Source organism: Nocardia sp. NPDC049220, assembly GCF_040647855.1.
Taxonomy (GTDB): domain Bacteria; phylum Actinomycetota; class Actinomycetes; order Mycobacteriales; family Mycobacteriaceae; genus Nocardia.
Map to the genome: position 1 here is coordinate 33,186 of NZ_JBEZDA010000007.1, position 18,780 is coordinate 51,965.

The following is an 18,780-nucleotide window of genomic DNA, read 5'->3' on the forward strand; positions in this document are numbered from 1 at the left end:
CGACCTCAGGGTTCAACCCCGAGCACGGCAGACTCGTCCTGGTGAGCACCACTCTGCATGCCCGCGGGCTGTCCGCGGGGCACGGCGAACGCACGCTGTTCGCCGACCTCGATCTCACCCTCGCGCCGGGTGACGTGATCGGCCTGGTCGGCGTGAACGGCGCGGGCAAATCAACGCTGCTGCGCATGCTCGCCGACCGGCGCACGTCGACGGGCAGCATCACGCTGAGCCCGCCGGACGCCACGGTGGGCTATTTGGCGCAGGAACCGGAGCGGGTACCCGGCGAGAGCGTGCTCGAATTTCTCGGCCGCCGAACGGGAGTCACCGCCGCACAGCAGACCATGGACGCCGCCGCCGAATGCCTCGCCGACGGCGGCGCCGACGAGTACTCTCCGGCACTCGAACTCTGGCTAGCGCTGGGTGGCGCGGACCTGGACCAGCGCGCCCACGAGGTGGCGGCCGATCTCGGCTTGGCCGACAGTCTGCCCAACGGTCTCGACACGCTCATGACCGGCCTGTCCGGCGGCCAAGCCGCGCGTGCCGGATTGGCGTCGGTGCTGCTGTCGCGCTTCGACATTCTGCTGCTGGACGAGCCGACCAACGATCTCGATCTGGACGGCCTCGCCCGGCTGGAGCAGTTCGTCACCGGCGTTCGGGTTCCGTTGGTGGTGATCAGCCACGACCGCGAGTTTTTGGCCCGTACGGTGAATCGAATCGTCGAACTCGACCTCGCGCAGCAGCAGGTCGGCCTGTACGACGGTGGCTACGAGTCGTACCTGGCCGAGCGAGCGATCGCCCGTCAGCACGCGCGCGAAGTCTACGAAGACTACGCGGACACCAAGGCAGGACTGGAAGCCCGCGCACACATGCAGCGCAACTGGCTCGAGCACGGTGTCCGCACCGCCCGCCGCAAGGCGCGCGACCCGCGAAAAATGGACTCCGACAAGGCGGGCCGCAAGATGCGCGCCGAATCCACCGAGAAACAGGCGGCGAAGGCCAGGCAGACGCAGCGCCGCATCGAGCGACTGGAGGTGGTGGAGGAACCGCGTAAGGAGTGGGATCTGCGGATGAGCATCGCCACCGCCGCACGCAGCGGCTCGGTGGTGGCCACGCTGTCGTCCGCGACCGTCACCCGCGGTGATTTCTCCCTAGGCCCGATCACCACCCAGATCGACTGGGCCGATCGCATCGTGCTGACCGGTGCGAACGGCTCCGGCAAGTCCACGCTGCTCGCCCTACTGCTCGGCAGGATCCCACCGGACGGCGGGACCGCAAGCCTCGGCTCCGGCGTCGCGATCGGTGCGGTCGACCAAGCGCGCGACCTGTTCCGTGGGACCATCGCGCTGGCCGACACCTTCGGCGCCGAATTACCGGACTGGCCGGATGCCGAGGTTCGCACGCTGCTGGCGAAGTTCGGCCTACGCGGCACCCACGTGCTGCGCCCCTGCGACACGCTCTCCCCCGGCGAACGCACCCGTGCCGCCCTGGCCCTGCTGCAGGCCCGTGGCGTCAACCTGCTCGTCCTCGACGAACCGACCAACCACCTCGACCTCCCCGCCATCGAGCAACTGGAGCAGGCCGTCGAATCCTTCGCCGGCACACTCCTGCTGGTCACCCACGACCGCCGCATGCTCGACACGGTGCGCGCGACCCGCCGTTGGCACATGGAATCGGGCGCCCTCACCGAGACGCTCTGATCACACCGGTTCGAGTCGACAACTCCAGAACGAACGCCGCATGGCGTGCCACCACCGACGCGCGCAGGAGGGCTACCCGCGCAACCGTGTCCGTGTCATGGTCGTCGGTGCGGAGCCGGATCATCTGCTTCGGCGGAGGGTCGCGAGGTAGTGGGCCGTCGAATTCTCGAAATAGGTGATGTCGGTCAGATCCCATCCGGTTCCGATGGCGAGTTCGGCGAGTTCGGCGGGCGACAGGCAGAGGTAGTGGAACCAGGGCGTCGCGACCTCGCGATATCGGACCCGCATGGTGCGCTGTCCGGCTATGCGGCCCGCCCGGAGATTTTGTTCGTTGTAGCGCAGATGCGCAGGATCGGTGGAGTCGGTCATGTTGTGGCCTTGGCCAACGATGACGGCGCCGGGTGCGGCCAGCGCGGCCAATGCGCGCAGGAACTCCGGAGCCCGTTCCCGGCTTTCCAGCAAACCGAGATTCGCGCCCAGGAGCAGGAAGCTGTCGTACCGTTCCGCATTCGCGGCATGCTCGTCGACCGTGCCGAGAAGGCACGAACGCACCCCTTGCCGCCGGCACACTTCGAGCGCGCCCGGTGAGATGTCGAGTGCGGTGACGTCGTGACCCCGATCGAGCAAGGCGCGTGCGCCCCGTCCACCGCCTGCGCCGACGTCCAGAATTCTGCCCCGGAGCAAGTCCAGTGCGCGGCGTTCGCCGTCCAGCCATTGGTCGATCGGCGCGAGCCATGGTGCGACGGGTACCGGCTTCACCATCCCATCGCTGCGTTCGGCGATATGGAAGACCTGGGTACCGCTCGGCTCCAGTGCTGCCTGGTAGCCATCGCGCAGCATGTCGCCGATCGCATCACCGATCCGCGGACCGAATAGCGCCGCCTGCCCCTGCTGAGGATCTCCCTCGGTCGTTTGGTCACCCGGCTGGTCGTCTGCGAGGTCGCCGAAGGCGACGGTGGAAGCATCGTTCATGGTGTTCTCTCTGTCGAATCGGGTGAAAGAGCCGATGGTTCGGGGCGGGTGAACGACTGGGACGAGACGAGGAGCATCACGAGAACCCCGGTGGCGCACCATGTCCCGATGACCATCGCGGTGGGGAAAGGTTCGCTCGCAGCGCCGGTGGCCAGGATCGCGGCGCCCTGGGCGATCTGGATGCCGCTGTTCATGACGCCAAAGGCCCTGGCCCGATATTCGTCCGGAAGCACGGTCCTGAACAGGGTCTGCGCGGCGGGCAGCAGCAGTGACATGACCACTCCGGAGGCGGTGACCAGAGCCAGAATGCCGGTGAGTGGCGGGTCGAGCAGCGCAGGGACCAGAGTGAGGGGAGCCAAGACCGCCAGCGGACGGACAAGTCGGGTCCGCAACCGCGCCAGCCGGGTTGGTATCAGGCCGCCGATGGCGAAGCCGACCGGGTTCGCGACCATGATGAGCCCCTGGGTCGCGCCTCCGCCATCGATCTCGGATGCCCAGGCCGCGGCCAGGCCCTCCGGAACCACCACGAAGGTGACCGTTGCGAAAACGATGAACGCGATGGCCCGCATCACCGGATCGCCGAAGACGAGGACGTACCCTTGCCGAGTCTCCGACCATAGGCCGCTGCGGCGGGTGGCCGCGAGTGCCGCTGGTCGGAGTTCGACATAACGGCGCAGCAGGAACGCCGAAGCGACGAAGGTGCCGGCGTTCAACAACAGCGCGGTGTGCGAGCTGTAACCGGCGATCACTCCGCCGGCGGCATACCCAAGGACCTGGGCCAGGTGGAAGACTGTGTTATTGAGGGCCATGCCGACGGGATACCGATCGCCAGTCAACAGATGCGGGAGTAGCGCGGAACGGGCCGCCTCGAACGGCGGAGCAAGCAGACCACTGGTGAACAGCAACACCAGCAGGACCGACACCGGCACGCCGGGGATCGCGATCAGCCCGATGAGCACCGCTCTGACAAAATCACAGGAGATCATCACCGAGCGTGTGGGATACCGCTCGGCCACTGCCGCGAATAAAGGCCCCGCGGTGAGCCACGGCAGATATCCCACGGCGAAGGCAGACGCCGAGGCCAGCACAGAACCGGTGCGATCGAAGACCTGCAGCGCCACTGCGGCCTTGCACAGGTAATCCCCGGCCCAGGAGAGCGCGCTTGCTGTGAGAACCGCTCGATACTCCACCAGGACCAACAGATCCCAATAGCCTGCCGGCCGTTGCCCCTCCGCCGACGAACGACTCATCCATTCTCCGCAACGCGCTTCATGAGCAGGGCCGGCTCCGCGGAAAGCTGCGTGCCGACCCTCTGTCAACTCAACTGCGATCAGTCCAAGCGATGTCCTTGCGGGTCATAACACACCTCCTCTCCGGGGCTGCAACCTGAACAGGTGGCAATCCGAGCGTCAAGTATGTAACGCACTCGACGGAGAGGGATTCATAACACTCATGACCTTCTGAGCCATCGGCACCGGGATTTCGGCCAGGGCTCCGCAATGCACTTCATGAGCAGGGTCGGCTACGCCGAAGCTGCGTGCCGACCCCGCTGTCAACTCGACTGGGATCAGTCCCAAATGATGTCCTTGCGGGTCATATCGCACCTCCTCTCCCGATGCTGCATCCTTGAATCGCCAAGTATGTAACCGACTCGGCGAGAAAGGGATTGACGGCCTTCCCACCCATGGCTGTCTGCATCATCAGCATCGAGATCACTCGACCCTCTGGACCAGTACGCTCGCGTTCACCGCATACAGGCGAAAATCGGAAATTTACAACAGCGCCAGCACGATTCGTGGGAGCGCCCAGATCAGCGCTGGCGCAGCCGGCGTATCTACACCGACATCCACAGCACCGGCGCCAGCGAGCGCGGCGCCCTGACACTATGGGAAGTGGTGCACAGCAATTATTTACGAGCGACTACCCCGAGCCGGCGCCGAGAATTCCTGTCATGCAGTCACTTCAAGCCTGTGCCTAACGCGCGAAGCTCCATCGACGTCGAGCTTCATAAGAAGCGAGCGGTTCGCCACCGGCGGTCGCTCGCACGCGAGCCCGCGGCCGCGCCACACCCGGATCACACCGACGCGACTCGTTTGGCGAGATCGTCCGCCAGCTGTCGCGCCTGCGCCGGGTCGGTCGCCTCCACCATCACCCGTACCAGTTCCTCGGTGCCACTCGGCCGCAACAGGACTCGACCGGAGTCGCCGAGAATCCGTTCCGCGGCCAGGACCGCGTCCCGTACCACGGGCGCGGTCGCGACCAGGGATTTGTCGCTGACCGGCACGTTCACCAGTACCTGCGGCACGGTGTGCAGCACACCGGCGAGATCGGCCAGGGTGCGCCCGGTCTGTGCCATTCGGGCCATCAGACGTAGGCCGGTCAGGATTCCGTCGCCGGTGGTGCCGAAGCGCGGGAAGACCACATGCCCCGACTGCTCGCCGCCCAGTGTGTACCCTCCGCTGCGCAACTCCTCGAGCACGTAGCGGTCACCGACCGCGGTGGTGCGCACGGCGATGCCGGCCGCACGCATGGCGATGTGCAGGCCGAGGTTGCTCATCACCGTGGCGACCAGAGTGTTGTCCGCCAGTTCGCCTTCTTCGTGCATGGCCAGCGCCAGAATCGCCAGGATCGCGTCGCCGTCGACCACGGCGCCTTCGGCGTCGACAGCCAGACAGCGGTCGGCATCACCGTCGTGCGCGAGCCCGAGATCGGCGCCGTGCTCGCGCACGGCCGCACGGACCTGGTCGAGGTGGGTCGAGCCGCAGCCGTCGTTGATGTTCAGCCCGTCCGGCTCGGCGTTGATGGCGATCACCGTCGCCCCCGCCTCGCGGTACGCGGCGGGACCGACCTCCGCGGCGGCACCGTGCGCACAGTCGACCACCACCGTCAGACCGGACAGATCGCGGCCGGCTGCCTCGACCAAGTGCTCGACGTAGCGTTCGTGTGTGCCCGCGAGGCTGTACTGGTCCGGGATGGCCAGCCCGTGGTCGCGCGCGCCGGCGGCGTTGCGCACTCGCCCGATGCCCGCGCCGGTCGGCCGTAACGGTGTGTCCGCGGCGACCAGTGCCTCGATCCGGTCTTCGACCGCGTCGTCGAGTTTGTGCCCACCGGCGGCGAAGATTTTGATGCCGTTGTCCGGCATGGGGTTGTGCGAGGCGGAGATCATCACGCCGAGACACGCGTCATAGAGACCGGTGAGATAGGCGACAGCAGGCGTCGGCAACACTCCCAGCGAAAGCACGTCCACTCCCGCGGCGGTCAGCCCCGCCGTCACGGCTGCCTCCAGCATCTCGCCGCTGGCCCGCGGATCACGGCCGACCACCGCGAGCGCGCGCTTCTTGCCGCGGCTCAGGATCTGCGCGGCCGCGCCCGAAACGCGCAGTGCGAGCTCCGGACTCAGCGACTCATTGGCAAGCCCGCGCACTCCGTCGGTGCCGAACAACCGTCCCATACCTCGCCCCTCATCGGTGGATCTGCAGCGTGAGCGACGGGCCCGAAGGAGGCAGCCTGGGTACGAGAACGCCGCAAGGTCATACAGCTCGAGAGCAGGCGCCCAGCCGTTCGCGGGGAGCCTGCTCTCGGACAGCTGCCACATCGACTCCACCGTATCCCACACCGTGGAGGTGCCGGACACGCAAAGTCGATGCCGCCACAATCAGCGCTTCGAGTACTGCGGCGCCTTGCGCGCCTTCTTCAGACCGTACTTCTTCCGCTCGGTGGCACGCGGGTCACGGGTCAGGAAGCCGGCGCGCTTGAGCGCGGGACGGTCCTCCGGAGTGACCTCGATCAGCGCGCGAGCGATGGCCAGACGCAGGGCGCCGGCCTGGCCGGACGGGCCGCCGCCAACCAGGCGGGCGTGCACGTCGAAGGACTCGGTGCGCTCGACGGTCACCAGCGGCGACTTGACGAGCTGCTGGTGCACCTTGTTCGGGAAGTAGTCCTCGATGGAGCGGCCGTTGAGCACGAAGTTGCCCGAGCCGGGGAGCAGTCGCACGCGGACGACGGCCTCCTTGCGGCGGCCAACGGTCTGCACCGGACGGTCGATCACGATCGGAGCGAAGGACGCCGACACCTCGGCCTCCACGTAGCCCGCGCCGTCCTCGACGACCTCGGCGGCGTCGAATTCCTCGACGTAGTCCTCGTTGAATTCCTCGGGAGCGGTCACTGTGCCACCTGCTTGATCTCGAACGGAATGGGCTGCTGAGCGGCGTGCGGATGCGTCGGGCCCGCGTAGACCTTCAGCTTGCCCGCGATCGCGTTGCCCAGCTTGTTCTTCGGGATCATGCCCTTGATCGCCTTCTCGACCAGCCGATCGGGGCGCGACTCCAACACCTGCCCGACAGTGCGCGACTTGAGGCCGCCCGGGTGTCCGGAGTGGTGGTGAATCAGCTTGTCCTGCCGCTTGTTGCCACTGATGGCAATCTTGTCGGCGTTGACGATGATGACGAAATCGCCACCGTCGACGTGCGGGGCGTAGGTCGGCTTCGTCTTGCCACGCAGCAGATTCGCTGCCTGGACGGCGAGACGGCCGAGCACTACGTCAGTGGCGTCGATGACGTACCACTGACGGGTCACGTCACCCGCCTTGGGGCTGTACGTAGGCACAGTGCTTCCCTGTCTGTAGTCGGTGTTGCCAGCCGAGCATGCGGTCGAGGTGTTCCCGGCGGCCGGTGGAGACCCAGGACTCGATGGACGACCGGACCGATCCACCAGGAATCAACCGGGCGTTCCACACGCCAACGAGCCACCTTACCAGCGCGGACCGGGCGGAAGAAATCGCGTCAGATCTCGAACGGCGGCCCTTGGTCGATGGCGCCGGGCGGCCCCGGCACCCGGTAGCGCAGCGTGTCGATGCCGGGCCGCCCGCACTCCGCGCCGCCGCTCCGGTCGCCCCGCGTGCCCGATCGATCGACCCCGGTGCTGGCGATTCCCGACTTCGGCTGGTCGATGGCGTACGAGGTCAGCGAACAAGCATCCGGCCCCGCCGCGTCCCGCGCCGCTCGGTGGGCCACGGTGACCGAACTCCCCTGACCGCCAGCCTCGACGGCGAGTTCGACCCGATCGCCGCCGGACGGGAGCGCGATCACGGCCAATGCCATCGCGCCGACCACGGTATTGGCCCCGAACAAGGGGCCCTTCATCTTGTTCCAGAGTTTGCCTTTGCGATGCCCGTCCTCTTCGTCGGCGGACTCCGCTCCCGGCGCGGGCCACTGTCCGTGGCGTTGTTCTCGCGCGGCGTAGTACGTCGCTTGCTGCTCGGGCGGAACCTGGTACGAGGGCCGTGGGCCGAGCGGCGGCACCGGGCCACCGGGGAGCGGTCCCGCCGGCGGGACCACCAGGTCGCCGTATGGATGCCCGGGCGCAGCGGACTGTGCATCGTCCGGATGGTGGCTCGGCGGGCGAGTGAAGCGGCTGCCCAGCTCGGCCAGGTTGGGTGGAAGTCCGCGCGGCACCTCGTCGCGGACGTCCCGAGTGGTCGCGTCCTCGCTCTGGGTGGGATATCCCGGGCCGTACTGGACACCAGGGATCGGCCCGGGCGACTGCTGCTGCTGTGCGATATCCGGTGGTTGCTGCTGCCGTGTCTCCGGCCGCGGTGCGCCGGCCTCGGGCGGACGCTGCCCCGCGTCGTATCCGGCCTGCGGCCGGTCGGTGTCCACCGGAACGCGGGGACCGGGCGGCGGTTCGGCGTGCCTGCCCGACGACTCCGGCTCGCCCGACTCGTTGTCGGTCACCAGCAGGTGCGCAGCGCCGAGCGTGAGCGCGTGCATCGGGTGGTCGGCCACCTGCAGCCGGTGTCCGAGATGATTCTGGAAGGCCAAACGCAACGCGTCGTTGAAGCACACATTGCCCGAGAGCAGAACCGTCGAGGTGTCCGCGCCGATCGAGCGGGCCGCGGCCATCACCTCGATCACCACATTGTCGGCGGACCGGGCATCGCGCATGGCGTCCGCGTCGACCGGGACGTCGACCGACTCGGTCGGCTGCTCGTCGTCGCCGTGCACCGCGACCACCAGCACGGTCCGGCCGTCGGAATACACGGCCGTCGCACCGATACCGTGCGGCCTGGCCTGATTCGGTGGGCGCACCAACCCGAGCGCGCGCACATAACCCGACAGCGCGACGCTCTCCGGCAGCGGCTCGACCATGACATCGAGTTGTTCCACCAGCGCGGCGTAGACCTCGACCTTCTCATCCGGCCAGCTGTCCGGATAGGGCAGCGCCACCAGGTCTGGCTTACCGCGCAGATGCTTACCGATCGCCGCGAGCGGGTTGTACATCCGCGCGCGGAACACCAATTCGGCGGGCCACGTCGCGCCGGCCACCACGATCTGCGGATGCCCGAGAATGTCGCGCACGTCGGCGATCGCCATCCCCAGATCCGGTCGGTTCCGCTCCACACCTGCCGTGTGCAACCGGCCCGACGAATCGGCCAGCAAATACGCGGGCGGCGTCCACACACCTTCTACCTGCACCGGACGAATGGGGGTGCCCCCGCCGCCCGCAGCCACGGACACCACATCCCAGCCGAGATGTACTGCCCCTACTCGCACCGTCACAGCCATAAGTCTGCCCGGTTCGCGACCGACATGCTCGTCGTCGTGGTCAGCCCCCGGTCGTCGGCGTTTTCCGGCACCGCGGCGGGCGGCGGCTCGACCGGTGACCGTTGCGGGAGCGTCACGCGGCCGACTTCTTCAGTCGCAACCGGCTCCACGTCACCATCGCCAGCATCAGCGTAATCACCAACAGCAGCACGACATCCAGTGTCCAGATTCCCGACTTGTGCTGCCAGAGCGTGTCCGGCTGTGCACTGAGGAACACCTCGCGGATGTTGACCGTCGACGCACCGGACGCATAACCCCAGCGGGCCGGGAACAACCACGACACCTGTTCGAGTACCACGCGGCCGGTGACCGGGATCAGGCCGCCCGCCATCACCAGCTGGCACATGATGGCCACCACCAGCAACGGCATCACCTGCTCGTTCGACTTGGCCAGCGCGGAGAGCAACAGGCCGACAACCACACAGCAAACCGCCGTCAATGCGATGTCGATGTACAGTTCCGCGCTGCCGGACGCGAGCACCGCCCCTTTCCCCGGGGGCTTCTTGCCCGCGAGCACAATCCCCACCAGCACCGCCGATTGCAGCAGCGCGGTACCACTGAACACCGCGATCTTCGCCATCAGATACGCCGAGGGCAGCAGACCCACCGCGCGTTCCCGATAGAAGATCGTCCGTTCGCCGACCAGGTCGCGCACCGTCAACGTGGAGCCCATAAAGCAGGCGCCGAGGATCAGCACCACCAGCAACTGCTGAGTTTCGCCACCGCCATTGGGCACGAAGGTGCCGTCGGGTAGCGCCTTCAACGCACCCCGCTGAAAGCCGTTCTTACCGGGCACCACCAGCGAGAGCCCACCGAGGATGAACGGCAAGAGCACCAGAAACGCGAGATAACCACGGTCGGCGTGAATCAACCTGACCTGTCTGCGGGCCAACGTCGAGAATTGCTTGCCCGCACTGGACTGCGGCGGACTGCCCCCCGACCCGTACGGCTGTAGTGGTGGCGCAGGCGGCGGCTCGAATGCCTGCCGGGAGCGATACGCGGCGAATGCCTGGTCCGGATTCGCCGCGACATCGGCGAAGATCTGCGCCCAATCGCTGGTGCCGAGCGCGGCGCCGACCCCGGCCGGGTTGCCGCAGTAGGCGGTCTTCCCGCCCGGCGCGAGCAGCAGCACCTGATCGCACATGTCCAGATGCGCCACCGAATGGGTGACCACGATCACCACGCGGCCGGCGTCGGCCAGCTCGCGCAGCATCACCATGACCTGCCGGTCCAGCGCCGGGTCCAGACCAGAGGTCGGCTCGTCCAGAATGAGCAGCGAAGGACCGGTCAGCAGTTCCAGCGCCACCGAGGCTCGTTTGCGCTGTCCGCCGGAGAGCCGGTCGACCCTGGTGTCGGCGTGCTCGGTGAGCGAAAGTTCCTTCAGCACACCGTCGATCACCTTCTGGCGGTCGTCCTTGCTGTTGTCGCGGGGCAGCCGCAACTCGGCCGCGTAGCCGAGCGCCTGGCGCACGGTGAGTTGACGGTGCAGCACGTCGTCTTGCGGCACCATGCCGATCCGGGAGCGCAGTGCCTCGTATTCGGCGTGCAGATTGCGGCCCTCGAAGGTGACCACGCCGCCCGAGGGCTGGGTGGTGCCCGCGATCAGGCGTGACAGCGTCGACTTACCGGCGCCGGATGGACCGATCAACGCGGTCAACGTCCCCCGGCTCGCCGACATGTTCACGTCGACGAGCAACTGCTTGTTGCCTTCGACGGTGAACCCGACGCCGTGCACCGCCAGGCCCTGCTCGGCGACCGGTTTCTGCCGATGCACCAGCGCGCCCTGTTGGACGACGAAGTCGACATTGCCGATGGTGATGATGTCGCGCTCGCGCAGCACCGCTCGCTGTTGCCGATGCCCGTTGACGAAGGTGCCGTTCGCCGATCCGAGGTCCTCGATCGCGAGCCCCTCGGCGGCGGCGACCAGGCGGGCGTGCTTGCGGGAGGCCAGCGGATCATTGACGACGATCTGATTGTCGGTGGTGCGGCCGATCGCGAGACCGCTCGGAGGAATGCGGTCGGCGCGGGCGGCGGGCGCGGTGGACGCCCTGGCCCGGACCGGCGGCACATTCGACGTGTCGGCTCTGGTCGTCAGGTTGAGGTTCAGCGGTTGCGCGGGCGCCGCCTGGGACGGCGGATACTGTGGGCGCTGGAACTGGTGCGCCGGCCGCTGTTGACTCGGCGGCGGAGCCTGGGGCGGAGCGTGCGGCGGCCGTACCGCGGGCCGTTGCGGGGGCTGCGGATTCGCGGGTAGTAGATGCAGCAGCGGGCCGCTGATCGCGTCACCGAGACGTACCTGCGTCGGGCGATCGATCGATACCGGTTGCGTCAGTTTGCGCGCATCGACGAAAACACCGTTGGTGCTCTCATTGTCGGACAACACCCAGGCGATGCCCTGCCAGGTGAGCGTCGCATGGATCCGGGAGACGAGCGGACTGTCGACGAACAGCGTCACCTCCGGCGCCCGGCCCATGGTGACCTTCTGGCTCGAATCGAAAACTCGTTCGTTCCCATCATGGCGCACGGTGATGGTCTGCGCCCCCGGTGAAGACATGCAGCGGATACTATTCCATCATCCGGACATCGGCGGTGCCCCCGACGCGCCGTTCACCCCCGATCCGGTGAACGACGTGCACGCGATACCGGCCGACAAGGGGGAGCCTTGCCGACATTCACACCGACCGCGCTTGTTACAGCGCTGCTGAGCGTTCTGGTGCTGGTCGGAGGTTGCACCCGGTTCGAAGACGGCAGGGCCGTCTCCATCTACGACGACCCGTTCAAGGTCGCCGGGTTGCCGACCACCAGCGGGCCGAGCGGACCGCGCGACGACGTCCCCGACAGCACCCTCACCGCGACGAACGGCGACGGTAGCCCCGTGGACACGCTGGCGCTCAACGCCGTCGACGATATCCAGACCTACTGGCGGGGGGAATTCGGCAAGGAATTCCAGGGGGAGTTCAAGCCGGTCGACAGGTTGCTGTCGTGGAGCGCGAAGTCCCCGCGCAGCGACGCCGTCGAATTCTGTAAAGAGACCACCTATCACCTGGTGAACGCGGCCTTCTGCCGACTGGACAACTCGATCGGCTGGGATCGCTCCGTGCTGCTTCCCACCATGGCGGAGACCTTCGGCAAGATGGCCGTGGTCATGGTGCTCGCGCACGAGTACGGGCACGCGGTACAGACCATGGCCAAGATCGTCGGAGCCAAGGACCCGGTCATCGTCAAGGAACAGCAGGCCGACTGCTTCGCGGGCGCGTTCATGCGTCACGTCGCCGAGGGCAAAGCGCGGCATTTCACGATCAACACCTCCGACGGGCTGAACTCGGTACTGGCCGCCACCGTCGCCATCCGCGACTCCGACCCTGACGATCCGGACAGTGTGCACGGCTCGGCCTTCGAACGGGTCACCGCGGTCCAGGTCGGTTTCACCGACGGGCCGCGCGCCTGCAAGGGCATCGATATCGACGAGATCAACCAACGCCGTGGCACTCTGCCGACCAGCTTCGACGGAGAGTCGGGCGAGTATGAGATCACCGAGGACAATCTGGTCGAACTCAGCAAGGCGCTGGCCGCGATTTTGCCCATCCCCGAGGAACCCACCTACGACTACAACGGGGCGAACATCGAGTGCCGCGGCGGTGTGGCGACCGAACCCGTGTCGTATTGCGCGGTAAAGAATGTCGTCGCCACCGATATTCCGGAACTGGCCCAGCGTGGCACGGTGAACATCGACCCGGATGACCCGCTGCCGGTGAAGGTGACCGGCGACTACAACGGCTATGTGGTGTTCATCTCCCGATACACCCTCGCGGTCCAACACAGTCACAAACAGCAACTCGTCGGCCCGAAGGCCGGATTGCGCGCCGCGTGCCTGTCCGGAGTGGTCACTGGAAAGTTGGCGCAGACCGGACGACCCGTGACCGAGGGCGACATCAAGCTCGCTGCCGGCGATCTGGACGAGGCGGTCTCCGGCCTGCTCACCGACGGACTTGCCGCCAGCGACGTGGAGGGCAAGACCGTGCCGAGCGGTTTCGCCCGGGTCGACGCGTTCCGCGCCGGCGTGCTCGGCGGACAGAACACCTGCATGGCCCGCTACTCATAGGGTTTCGGCCGCCCAGCAATGAATCCTCCCGACTCGACGCGTTCAGCGGCCGAACGGTGGCGGGGCCGAGTGTTCGAAGCGCAGCACACGGTTGCCGAGCATGATCTCGGTGCCGGGAATCAGCGCCATGGACTGGTGCGGGGCCAGGCGTATCCAGTCGCGGTAGCCGGGCAGCCGGGTGCGGGTGCCATTGGTCGAGCCACGATCCACTACGGAGACGTCCCAGTTCACGAGCCGGATCTCGGCGTGCGCACGGGACATTCCACCAGAGGCGTCGTCGACTCGTAGCGGGACGAGTCCGCTCTCGGCGGCCGCGGAATGCTCCGGATCACGGCCGAGCACCGCATCCGCGGCCAGCAGGTAGCTCGTTCCGTCGTCGAGGATCAGCATGCCAAGCGGTGGGCGGACCACCTCGATCAGCGGTTGCGTCTGGTCGACGGGCATTCCGCACACCGTGCAGAACGCGGCGCGCGGGTCACTGGGATGCGCTCGCGCGCACTTGAATCCCAGTACTCGAACGGTGAGCGCGGTGGCCCGCGCGGTCGCCTCCAGACGGCGCTGCAGATCCGGGTCGGGCTGCGGAGCGGGGTTGGTGCCGCGTAACTGGGTCGGCGCGTGGCGCGGATCGATCGCCTGCTGTTCAGCCTCGGCATCGAGCATCGCCGTCGACGCCGCCGACGGGTGCGGCGGTGGCGGTTCGGGTCCCGGCGCTGGTCCGGATGGTTCCCGGGGTTCCGGTGTGCGCCGGGAGTCGAGCAACTGTCCGGTATCGGACTCAGCGGATGACTTGCGCTCGATGCGCGCCGTCGGCAGCGGCGGCATCTCGGTGCGTCGAGGCGTCTCCCCGGGGCCGGACGCGCGGCCGGTCGCGGGCGGTCGAGTGCGCGCGGCGTCGAACCAGACGATGGCGCCGCCTGCCGGTGCGATGCCCTCGACCAGCCGGCCGATGCCGCGCTCCGGCGGCAGGTTCGGGATACGCCCCCGCGCGTCGTCGACGAACAGGGCCGCCGCTCGCGCGGGAACCTCCGCGACCCGGTCGACCGTGAATGCCGCTGTGCTGCCGCGATACCGCGCGACCTCGGTGTCGTCGGCCAGCACCGCGGTGACCGCGCCGTGCAAGAAGATCGCCACGCCCCCGTTCTCCGCGGTGCAGAGGATGCCGAAATCGATCGGCTCGCCAGGGCTGATCTGCTCGGCGTGTTTCATCAGCCACCGCGTCGCCTGCCTGGCCACTGTGGCGCCTGGACCCTCCGGCTTCTGTGCGATTGCCTCACGTACCAGTTCGGCCAGTGACTCGAGGGCGACGAGGGCGGGGGAATCCTGGGCCGGCCGACCCGGTCCGCGATGCGCGACAACAATGACCGCACCCGGGAGTCCGGCTACGGCATGACCACCCTCGACAACCTCAACCTGCCGATCCATCAACGGTATCGGCCTCCACCGAGGGCACATTGCGGGGTCATCGCCACACAGACAAGGGTATTGCACTACGAACTCCATCGGTCCGGCGTACCCAACGTCCGTCCGGTAACTTCAGTGTCGGTATCGGGAGGAACGAGGGGCCTGACATGGTTCGGACCACACGCATCGCACTCACCGTGTCGTGCCTGCTCTGGACGGGCCTGCTGGCCGGTTGCGCGGGCGCGCCGGGGACGCCGACCGCGGGCGAAATCGATGTGCGGACGCTGGAAGTCGGCGCTTATCACGTTGACCGACACCACTACAACCAGGACTCCGGCGGCCGAGGCGCCCTCCTCGAAGGCATGCGGATGTCCGACGCGGTGGCCCCGACCGTGCGCATCGATCCATCCATGAAGGTCGGTCGCGGCAGCACTGTGGTTGCCGATGCCCAGCAGGCGCTCGATTTCGTCGCCAAGATCTCCAAACCGGTCTTCGAGAACCGCAAGCTGGTGGTCGGTTACGCCGCGAGTGGCGCCGACCGTCCCGACCCCGTGGGCAAAACCAACCCGTCGCCCGACGCGACCGCGATCACCGACGTGGTATTCCGTTTCCCGGACGAGGCCACCGCGAAACTCGCCGCCCGCGAACTCGAGGACGTGGACATCGCCGTGTCACCGGACAACCGCGCACTCTTCTCGACCCGCTATCCCGATGCCCACTTGCATTGGCGCCCAGGGGTTCCCTCCGTCGGCGCCTTCATGGCCTATAAGGAGTTCGTCATCTCCTTGTTCATCCAACGGCCAAAGGCCGACGGCGCCGACCTGGTCAGTTGGGTCGACAAGACCCTCGTCGCGCAGGTCGCGCAGCTGGGCAAGTTCACCCCGACGCCGACGGACCAGCTCAGCGCCCTGAAGGTCGACCCGGACGGTCTGCTCGCGCGCGTCGTCGCCGACCGTAAGAGCCGCGCCCCGGCCCCGGCGACCTTCGCCGTCTACGGCGCCGGCCACACGGTCCACCGCGCCGACGACGAGTCCGTGCATCTACGCCTGATCGAGGACGCGGGCGTCGACCACACCGCCGTCGTCGACGACAGCTATGTCGCTCGCACTCGCGACGCGGCCGCCGCCCAGAAACTGGTCACCGGCTTGCTGAACAACGAGGACGCGCATTACGACGCGCTCGGTGCGCCCAAGGACGTCCCCGGCGCCAAGTGCCTCCAGCTCAACAGCAAGGGCAACCCGCAACGGGAATACCGGTACCGCTGCTATGTCGCCTACAAACGGTATGTCGGTGTCGTCACCAGTGATAAGGAAACAGACGTGCGGCAGAAGGTCGCCGCGGAGTATGCGCTGTTGGCGAACAGTCTCTGACCGCGGCTGCCGGCGGAAGCCACCGACCGCGCACCCTCGTCACGCCTGGCCGGGTCCAGTAGGATCGCCGCAACGATCGCAGTAAGGGGAGGGACGTGCAGCGCGCCGCTATACCGGTCCGAACCGTGTGTGCCCTGATCCTTTCGGCCGTTGTGGCGATCGCCGTCGGCGGGTGCGACAGCGCCGAGGGCGGGCGCGAGGCGCCCATGGATCCCGCCGTCGATCTCGGCCTGCTCGATCCAGGCAATTACTCGACGAAGCCGCGTGCGCTCGGCACCGTGAAGAATCCCGAACAGGCGCGGATGATCGAGGCGGAACGGTTGGGAAACTTCGTTCCCACGGCATCGGATATCGATCCGGCGTTCGTTTACGGCGATCCCCGGACCTCGAAGGTCTTCATCGACACGCGGGCCGCACTCGGGCGGATCACGGATGATTCCCGCTTCGCCGAGGCCGCACCGGATTTCGTCGCGGGATTCCTCAGCAGTGGCAGCACGGAGCCGAACAACCGTGGCAAGGATCTGATCAACGCGGTCATGATATTCCCGGACGAGCAGAGAGCGGCCGCCGCCGCGGCCGCCCTGGAACACGTCGACTACGAGGTCAACCCGCGCAACGTCGCCGTTCGGATTCCGAACTATCCTGCGGCGCACGCACATTGGCAGCCACACGAGCAGTCGATCGGATCCTGGTTCGCCACCGGGAAATTCGTCGTCTTCACCTGGATCTACGACTACCCCAAGGTCTTCCTGCAGCAGGTCGACCTTTCCGAGCTCCTCGCTCTGGTAACCAAGAGCCTCGACACCGTCGTCCGCTCCGTCGACGGGTTCAGCCCGACACCGGCGGACCAACTGATGACGTTGTCGATCGATATGGACGGCATGCTCGACCGCACCCTTCCACGACCACGGGAGGACTCCTGGATCGATCCGCCCGGCGCCTACACCGGTCACACCGCGGTGCACTTCGCGTCGGACCCGGTCGCCGACCAGCGCGCGATCGAGGAAGCGGGGGTCGACCGGTACGCGACCGACGGCACCAATCTGTATCGCGCACGCGATCGGGCCGCGGCCAGGAAGCTGCGCGAGGAGCGCGGCAGTCTGAGCAAGAAATTCCGGAGTGCCGAATCGCCGAAAGGCCTGCCCACGGCCAAATGCAAGGAATACATCGGCAGTCAGTCGATCGTCATCCGCTTCTACTGCTCGGTGTCCTACGATCGCTATGCGGCATTCTCCTGGTCACCTCAACTGCTCGACGCCCAGCAACGAATCTCCGCGCAGTACGCATTGTTGGTGAATGCCGGATGAAATCATTCCGCACTGCCGCGACCGCACTGGCATGCGTGCTGTCGACCGTGCTTCTCGCCGCGTGCGGCTCGACGAAGTCCGGAACCGCACAGCCCGGTGAGATCGACATCAGAAATCTCGATACCGGCAATTACCCCACCGAGCCGCCCGATGCGCACGACGACGACTATCAGCCGCTTTTCATCGACATGCCCAAGGTTGCCGCAATGCGGTTGGCCGATTATGTTGCCACCGCCTATGACATCGATCCGGCAATGAAATACGGCCGGTCGTCATCGACTATTACGACCGGAATTCTGCCCGAACAACTCGGACGCATTACGGACATGAAGCCGATCGCCGAACGCAACCGGATGATGTACGGTTTCGAGTCCAACGGCTCCGATCAGAACATCACCGTGGCCGACGCCGACTGGCCGACCAAACAGCAATCCAACTCGACAACGGTGAGCACGCTCATCATGCAATTCCCGGATGCGACCCGCGCACGCCAGGCCGCGACCGAGTTCCACGACACCGACTTCGGGACATACCGGGACAAGAACGAGCCCGTCACCCTGCCCAAATACCCTGACGCACGTGCGCATTGGCGCCCCGGCTCCCCGTTCCTGCGAGCTGTCCTCCCACACGGCTCCTACGTGGCCGCCTTCCTCGTTTCCACTGTCGGTCCCGATCGCGACGCCCTGGTCACGTTGGCGGAGCGAGCCTATGACACCCAACTCCCCCTCCTCGATCAGCTGGCGCCGCTGTCCGAGGAAGCGATGCTGCGACTGCCGTGGGACTCCGACCACCTACTCAGCCGAGCCCTGAACCCGAATAAGACCAAATCCCCGAGCTACGACAACCGGCACGCGTTGTTCAGTCTTCGCGGAATTCTGCAATACGCGCCGGACCGCGAGTACGCGAAGAAGCGTTTCACTGCCATGAACGCCGAAAAATTCGCGGTCTCCGACAGCACGTTGGTGATCCGCACGCCAGGTCCGGAGGCAGCACGATCGGTCGCCGAGCAGCGCGTTACCCCTACCCCCGCGTCCGGTGCCGCCGACCCGCCGCCCGGGCTGACCGACGCGACCTGTGTGGAGAATAAAGCCAGATATTTCGACACCAAGCGATTCACCTGCATCGTGCCCTATCAACAATACGTCGCCTTTGTCGTCGCAGATCAGTTGCTCGACGCTCAGCAGCGAGCAGCCGCACAGTATTCGGTTTTCGCGAACAGTCGATAATGCCACCCTTCCGCCGCCATCTGAACAGTCCAGTATGCTGCTGCGTGAAGAAAGCCGCCGTGTGCCGAAAGCGGCGTCGGGCGTCGAGTCAGGAGACCGTGGA

The 18,780-nt window shown here is 66.9% G+C and carries 14 protein-coding genes; 5 read left to right on the plus strand and 9 right to left on the minus strand.

Translation table 11 applies throughout. From position 1 onward, the window contains the following. Window positions 1-41 precede the first annotated feature (41 nt). Window positions 42-1,697, plus strand: a complete 1,656-nt coding sequence (locus AB0C34_RS18365) for an ABC-F family ATP-binding cassette domain-containing protein (protein ID WP_357073891.1) — start codon at window positions 42-44, stop codon at window positions 1,695-1,697. A 120-nt stretch (window positions 1,698-1,817) separates the two neighbouring features. Here AB0C34_RS18365 and AB0C34_RS18370 read toward each other — a convergent pair whose 3' ends face one another. From AB0C34_RS18370 to AB0C34_RS18405, 8 genes are all read right to left on the minus strand, one after another. After that, window positions 1,818-2,669: a methyltransferase domain-containing protein gene (locus AB0C34_RS18370; RefSeq protein ID WP_357073894.1), complete on the minus strand. Its 852-nt coding sequence runs from the start codon at window positions 2,667-2,669 to the stop codon at window positions 1,818-1,820. Further along, window positions 2,666-3,919: an MFS transporter gene (locus AB0C34_RS18375; protein WP_357073897.1), complete on the minus strand. Its 1,254-nt coding sequence runs from the start codon at window positions 3,917-3,919 to the stop codon at window positions 2,666-2,668. Before AB0C34_RS18375 ends, AB0C34_RS18370 begins: the two co-directional genes overlap by 4 nt. Before the next feature lie 824 nt (window positions 3,920-4,743). Beyond that, window positions 4,744-6,120 (minus strand): phosphoglucosamine mutase, encoded by a 1,377-nt coding sequence (gene glmM / locus AB0C34_RS18380; RefSeq protein ID WP_357073900.1) that lies wholly within the window; start codon window positions 6,118-6,120, stop codon window positions 4,744-4,746. 204 nt (window positions 6,121-6,324) lie between these two features. Continuing rightward, the gene (gene rpsI / locus AB0C34_RS18385) at window positions 6,325-6,834 is read right to left on the minus strand and encodes a 30S ribosomal protein S9 (protein ID WP_357073903.1); all 510 of its coding nucleotides are present in this window, start codon (window positions 6,832-6,834) and stop codon (window positions 6,325-6,327) included. Then, window positions 6,831-7,274, minus strand: coding sequence for a 50S ribosomal protein L13 (gene rplM / locus AB0C34_RS18390; protein ID WP_357073906.1), 444 nt, complete (start codon window positions 7,272-7,274; stop codon window positions 6,831-6,833). The genes rpsI and rplM overlap by 4 nt, the downstream gene beginning before the upstream one ends. 176 nt (window positions 7,275-7,450) lie before the next feature. After that, the gene (locus AB0C34_RS18395) at window positions 7,451-9,232 is read right to left on the minus strand and encodes a hypothetical protein (RefSeq protein ID WP_357073909.1); all 1,782 of its coding nucleotides are present in this window, start codon (window positions 9,230-9,232) and stop codon (window positions 7,451-7,453) included. After that, the gene (locus AB0C34_RS18400) at window positions 9,223-9,348 is read right to left on the minus strand and encodes a hypothetical protein (RefSeq protein ID WP_357073912.1); all 126 of its coding nucleotides are present in this window, start codon (window positions 9,346-9,348) and stop codon (window positions 9,223-9,225) included. Before AB0C34_RS18400 ends, AB0C34_RS18395 begins: the two co-directional genes overlap by 10 nt. Beyond that, window positions 9,345-11,825 carry an ATP-binding cassette domain-containing protein gene (locus AB0C34_RS18405; RefSeq protein ID WP_357073915.1) on the minus strand — a complete coding sequence of 827 codons (2,481 nt, stop codon included), beginning with the start codon at window positions 11,823-11,825 and terminating at the stop codon, window positions 9,345-9,347. The genes AB0C34_RS18400 and AB0C34_RS18405 overlap by 4 nt, the downstream gene beginning before the upstream one ends. Before the next feature lie 108 nt (window positions 11,826-11,933). On the opposite strand from AB0C34_RS18405, the gene AB0C34_RS18410 reads away from it, so the two are divergent. Next, on the plus strand, window positions 11,934-13,373 hold the full coding sequence (locus tag AB0C34_RS18410; protein ID WP_357073918.1) for a metallopeptidase: 1,440 nt from the start codon (window positions 11,934-11,936) through the stop codon (window positions 13,371-13,373). Between the two features lie 42 nt (window positions 13,374-13,415). Here AB0C34_RS18410 and AB0C34_RS18415 read toward each other — a convergent pair whose 3' ends face one another. Next, window positions 13,416-14,795 (minus strand): FHA domain-containing protein, encoded by a 1,380-nt coding sequence (locus AB0C34_RS18415; protein ID WP_357073921.1) that lies wholly within the window; start codon window positions 14,793-14,795, stop codon window positions 13,416-13,418. 146 nt (window positions 14,796-14,941) lie between these two features. Here AB0C34_RS18415 and AB0C34_RS18420 point away from each other — a divergent pair, with 146 nt between their 5' ends. The 3 genes from AB0C34_RS18420 to AB0C34_RS18430 all read left to right on the plus strand — a co-directional run bounded on the left by AB0C34_RS18420 (window position 14,942) and on the right by AB0C34_RS18430 (window position 18,677). Next, entirely contained in the window at window positions 14,942-16,144 is a 1,203-nt protein-coding gene (locus AB0C34_RS18420) for a hypothetical protein (RefSeq protein ID WP_357073924.1), read from the plus strand. Window positions 16,145-16,239: 95 nt separating this feature from the next. Beyond that, complete coding sequence (locus AB0C34_RS18425) at window positions 16,240-17,451, plus strand: hypothetical protein (RefSeq protein WP_357073927.1); 1,212 nt, start codon at window positions 16,240-16,242, stop codon at window positions 17,449-17,451. After that, on the plus strand, window positions 17,448-18,677 hold the full coding sequence (locus tag AB0C34_RS18430; RefSeq protein WP_357073930.1) for a hypothetical protein: 1,230 nt from the start codon (window positions 17,448-17,450) through the stop codon (window positions 18,675-18,677). Before AB0C34_RS18425 ends, AB0C34_RS18430 begins: the two co-directional genes overlap by 4 nt. Window positions 18,678-18,780: the final 103 nt, after the last annotated feature.

Bases quoted from the DNA above. Each gene is read 5' to 3' on its own strand.
- AB0C34_RS18415 (WP_357073921.1), bottom strand. From the start codon at position 14,795: ATGGATCGGCAGGTTGAGGTTGTCGAGGGTGGTCATGCCGTAGCCGGA.
- AB0C34_RS18395 (WP_357073909.1), bottom strand. From the start codon at position 9,232: ATGGCTGTGACGGTGCGAGTAGGGGCAGTACATCTCGGCTGGGATGTG.
- glmM (WP_357073900.1), bottom strand. From the start codon at position 6,120: ATGGGACGGTTGTTCGGCACCGACGGAGTGCGCGGGCTTGCCAATGAG.
- AB0C34_RS18430 (WP_357073930.1), top strand. From the start codon at position 17,448: ATGAAATCATTCCGCACTGCCGCGACCGCACTGGCATGCGTGCTGTCG.
- AB0C34_RS18370 (WP_357073894.1), bottom strand. From the start codon at position 2,669: ATGAACGATGCTTCCACCGTCGCCTTCGGCGACCTCGCAGACGACCAG.
- AB0C34_RS18375 (WP_357073897.1), bottom strand. From the start codon at position 3,919: ATGAGTCGTTCGTCGGCGGAGGGGCAACGGCCGGCAGGCTATTGGGAT.
- AB0C34_RS18405 (WP_357073915.1), bottom strand. From the start codon at position 11,825: ATGTCTTCACCGGGGGCGCAGACCATCACCGTGCGCCATGATGGGAAC.
- AB0C34_RS18420 (WP_357073924.1), top strand. From the start codon at position 14,942: ATGGTTCGGACCACACGCATCGCACTCACCGTGTCGTGCCTGCTCTGG.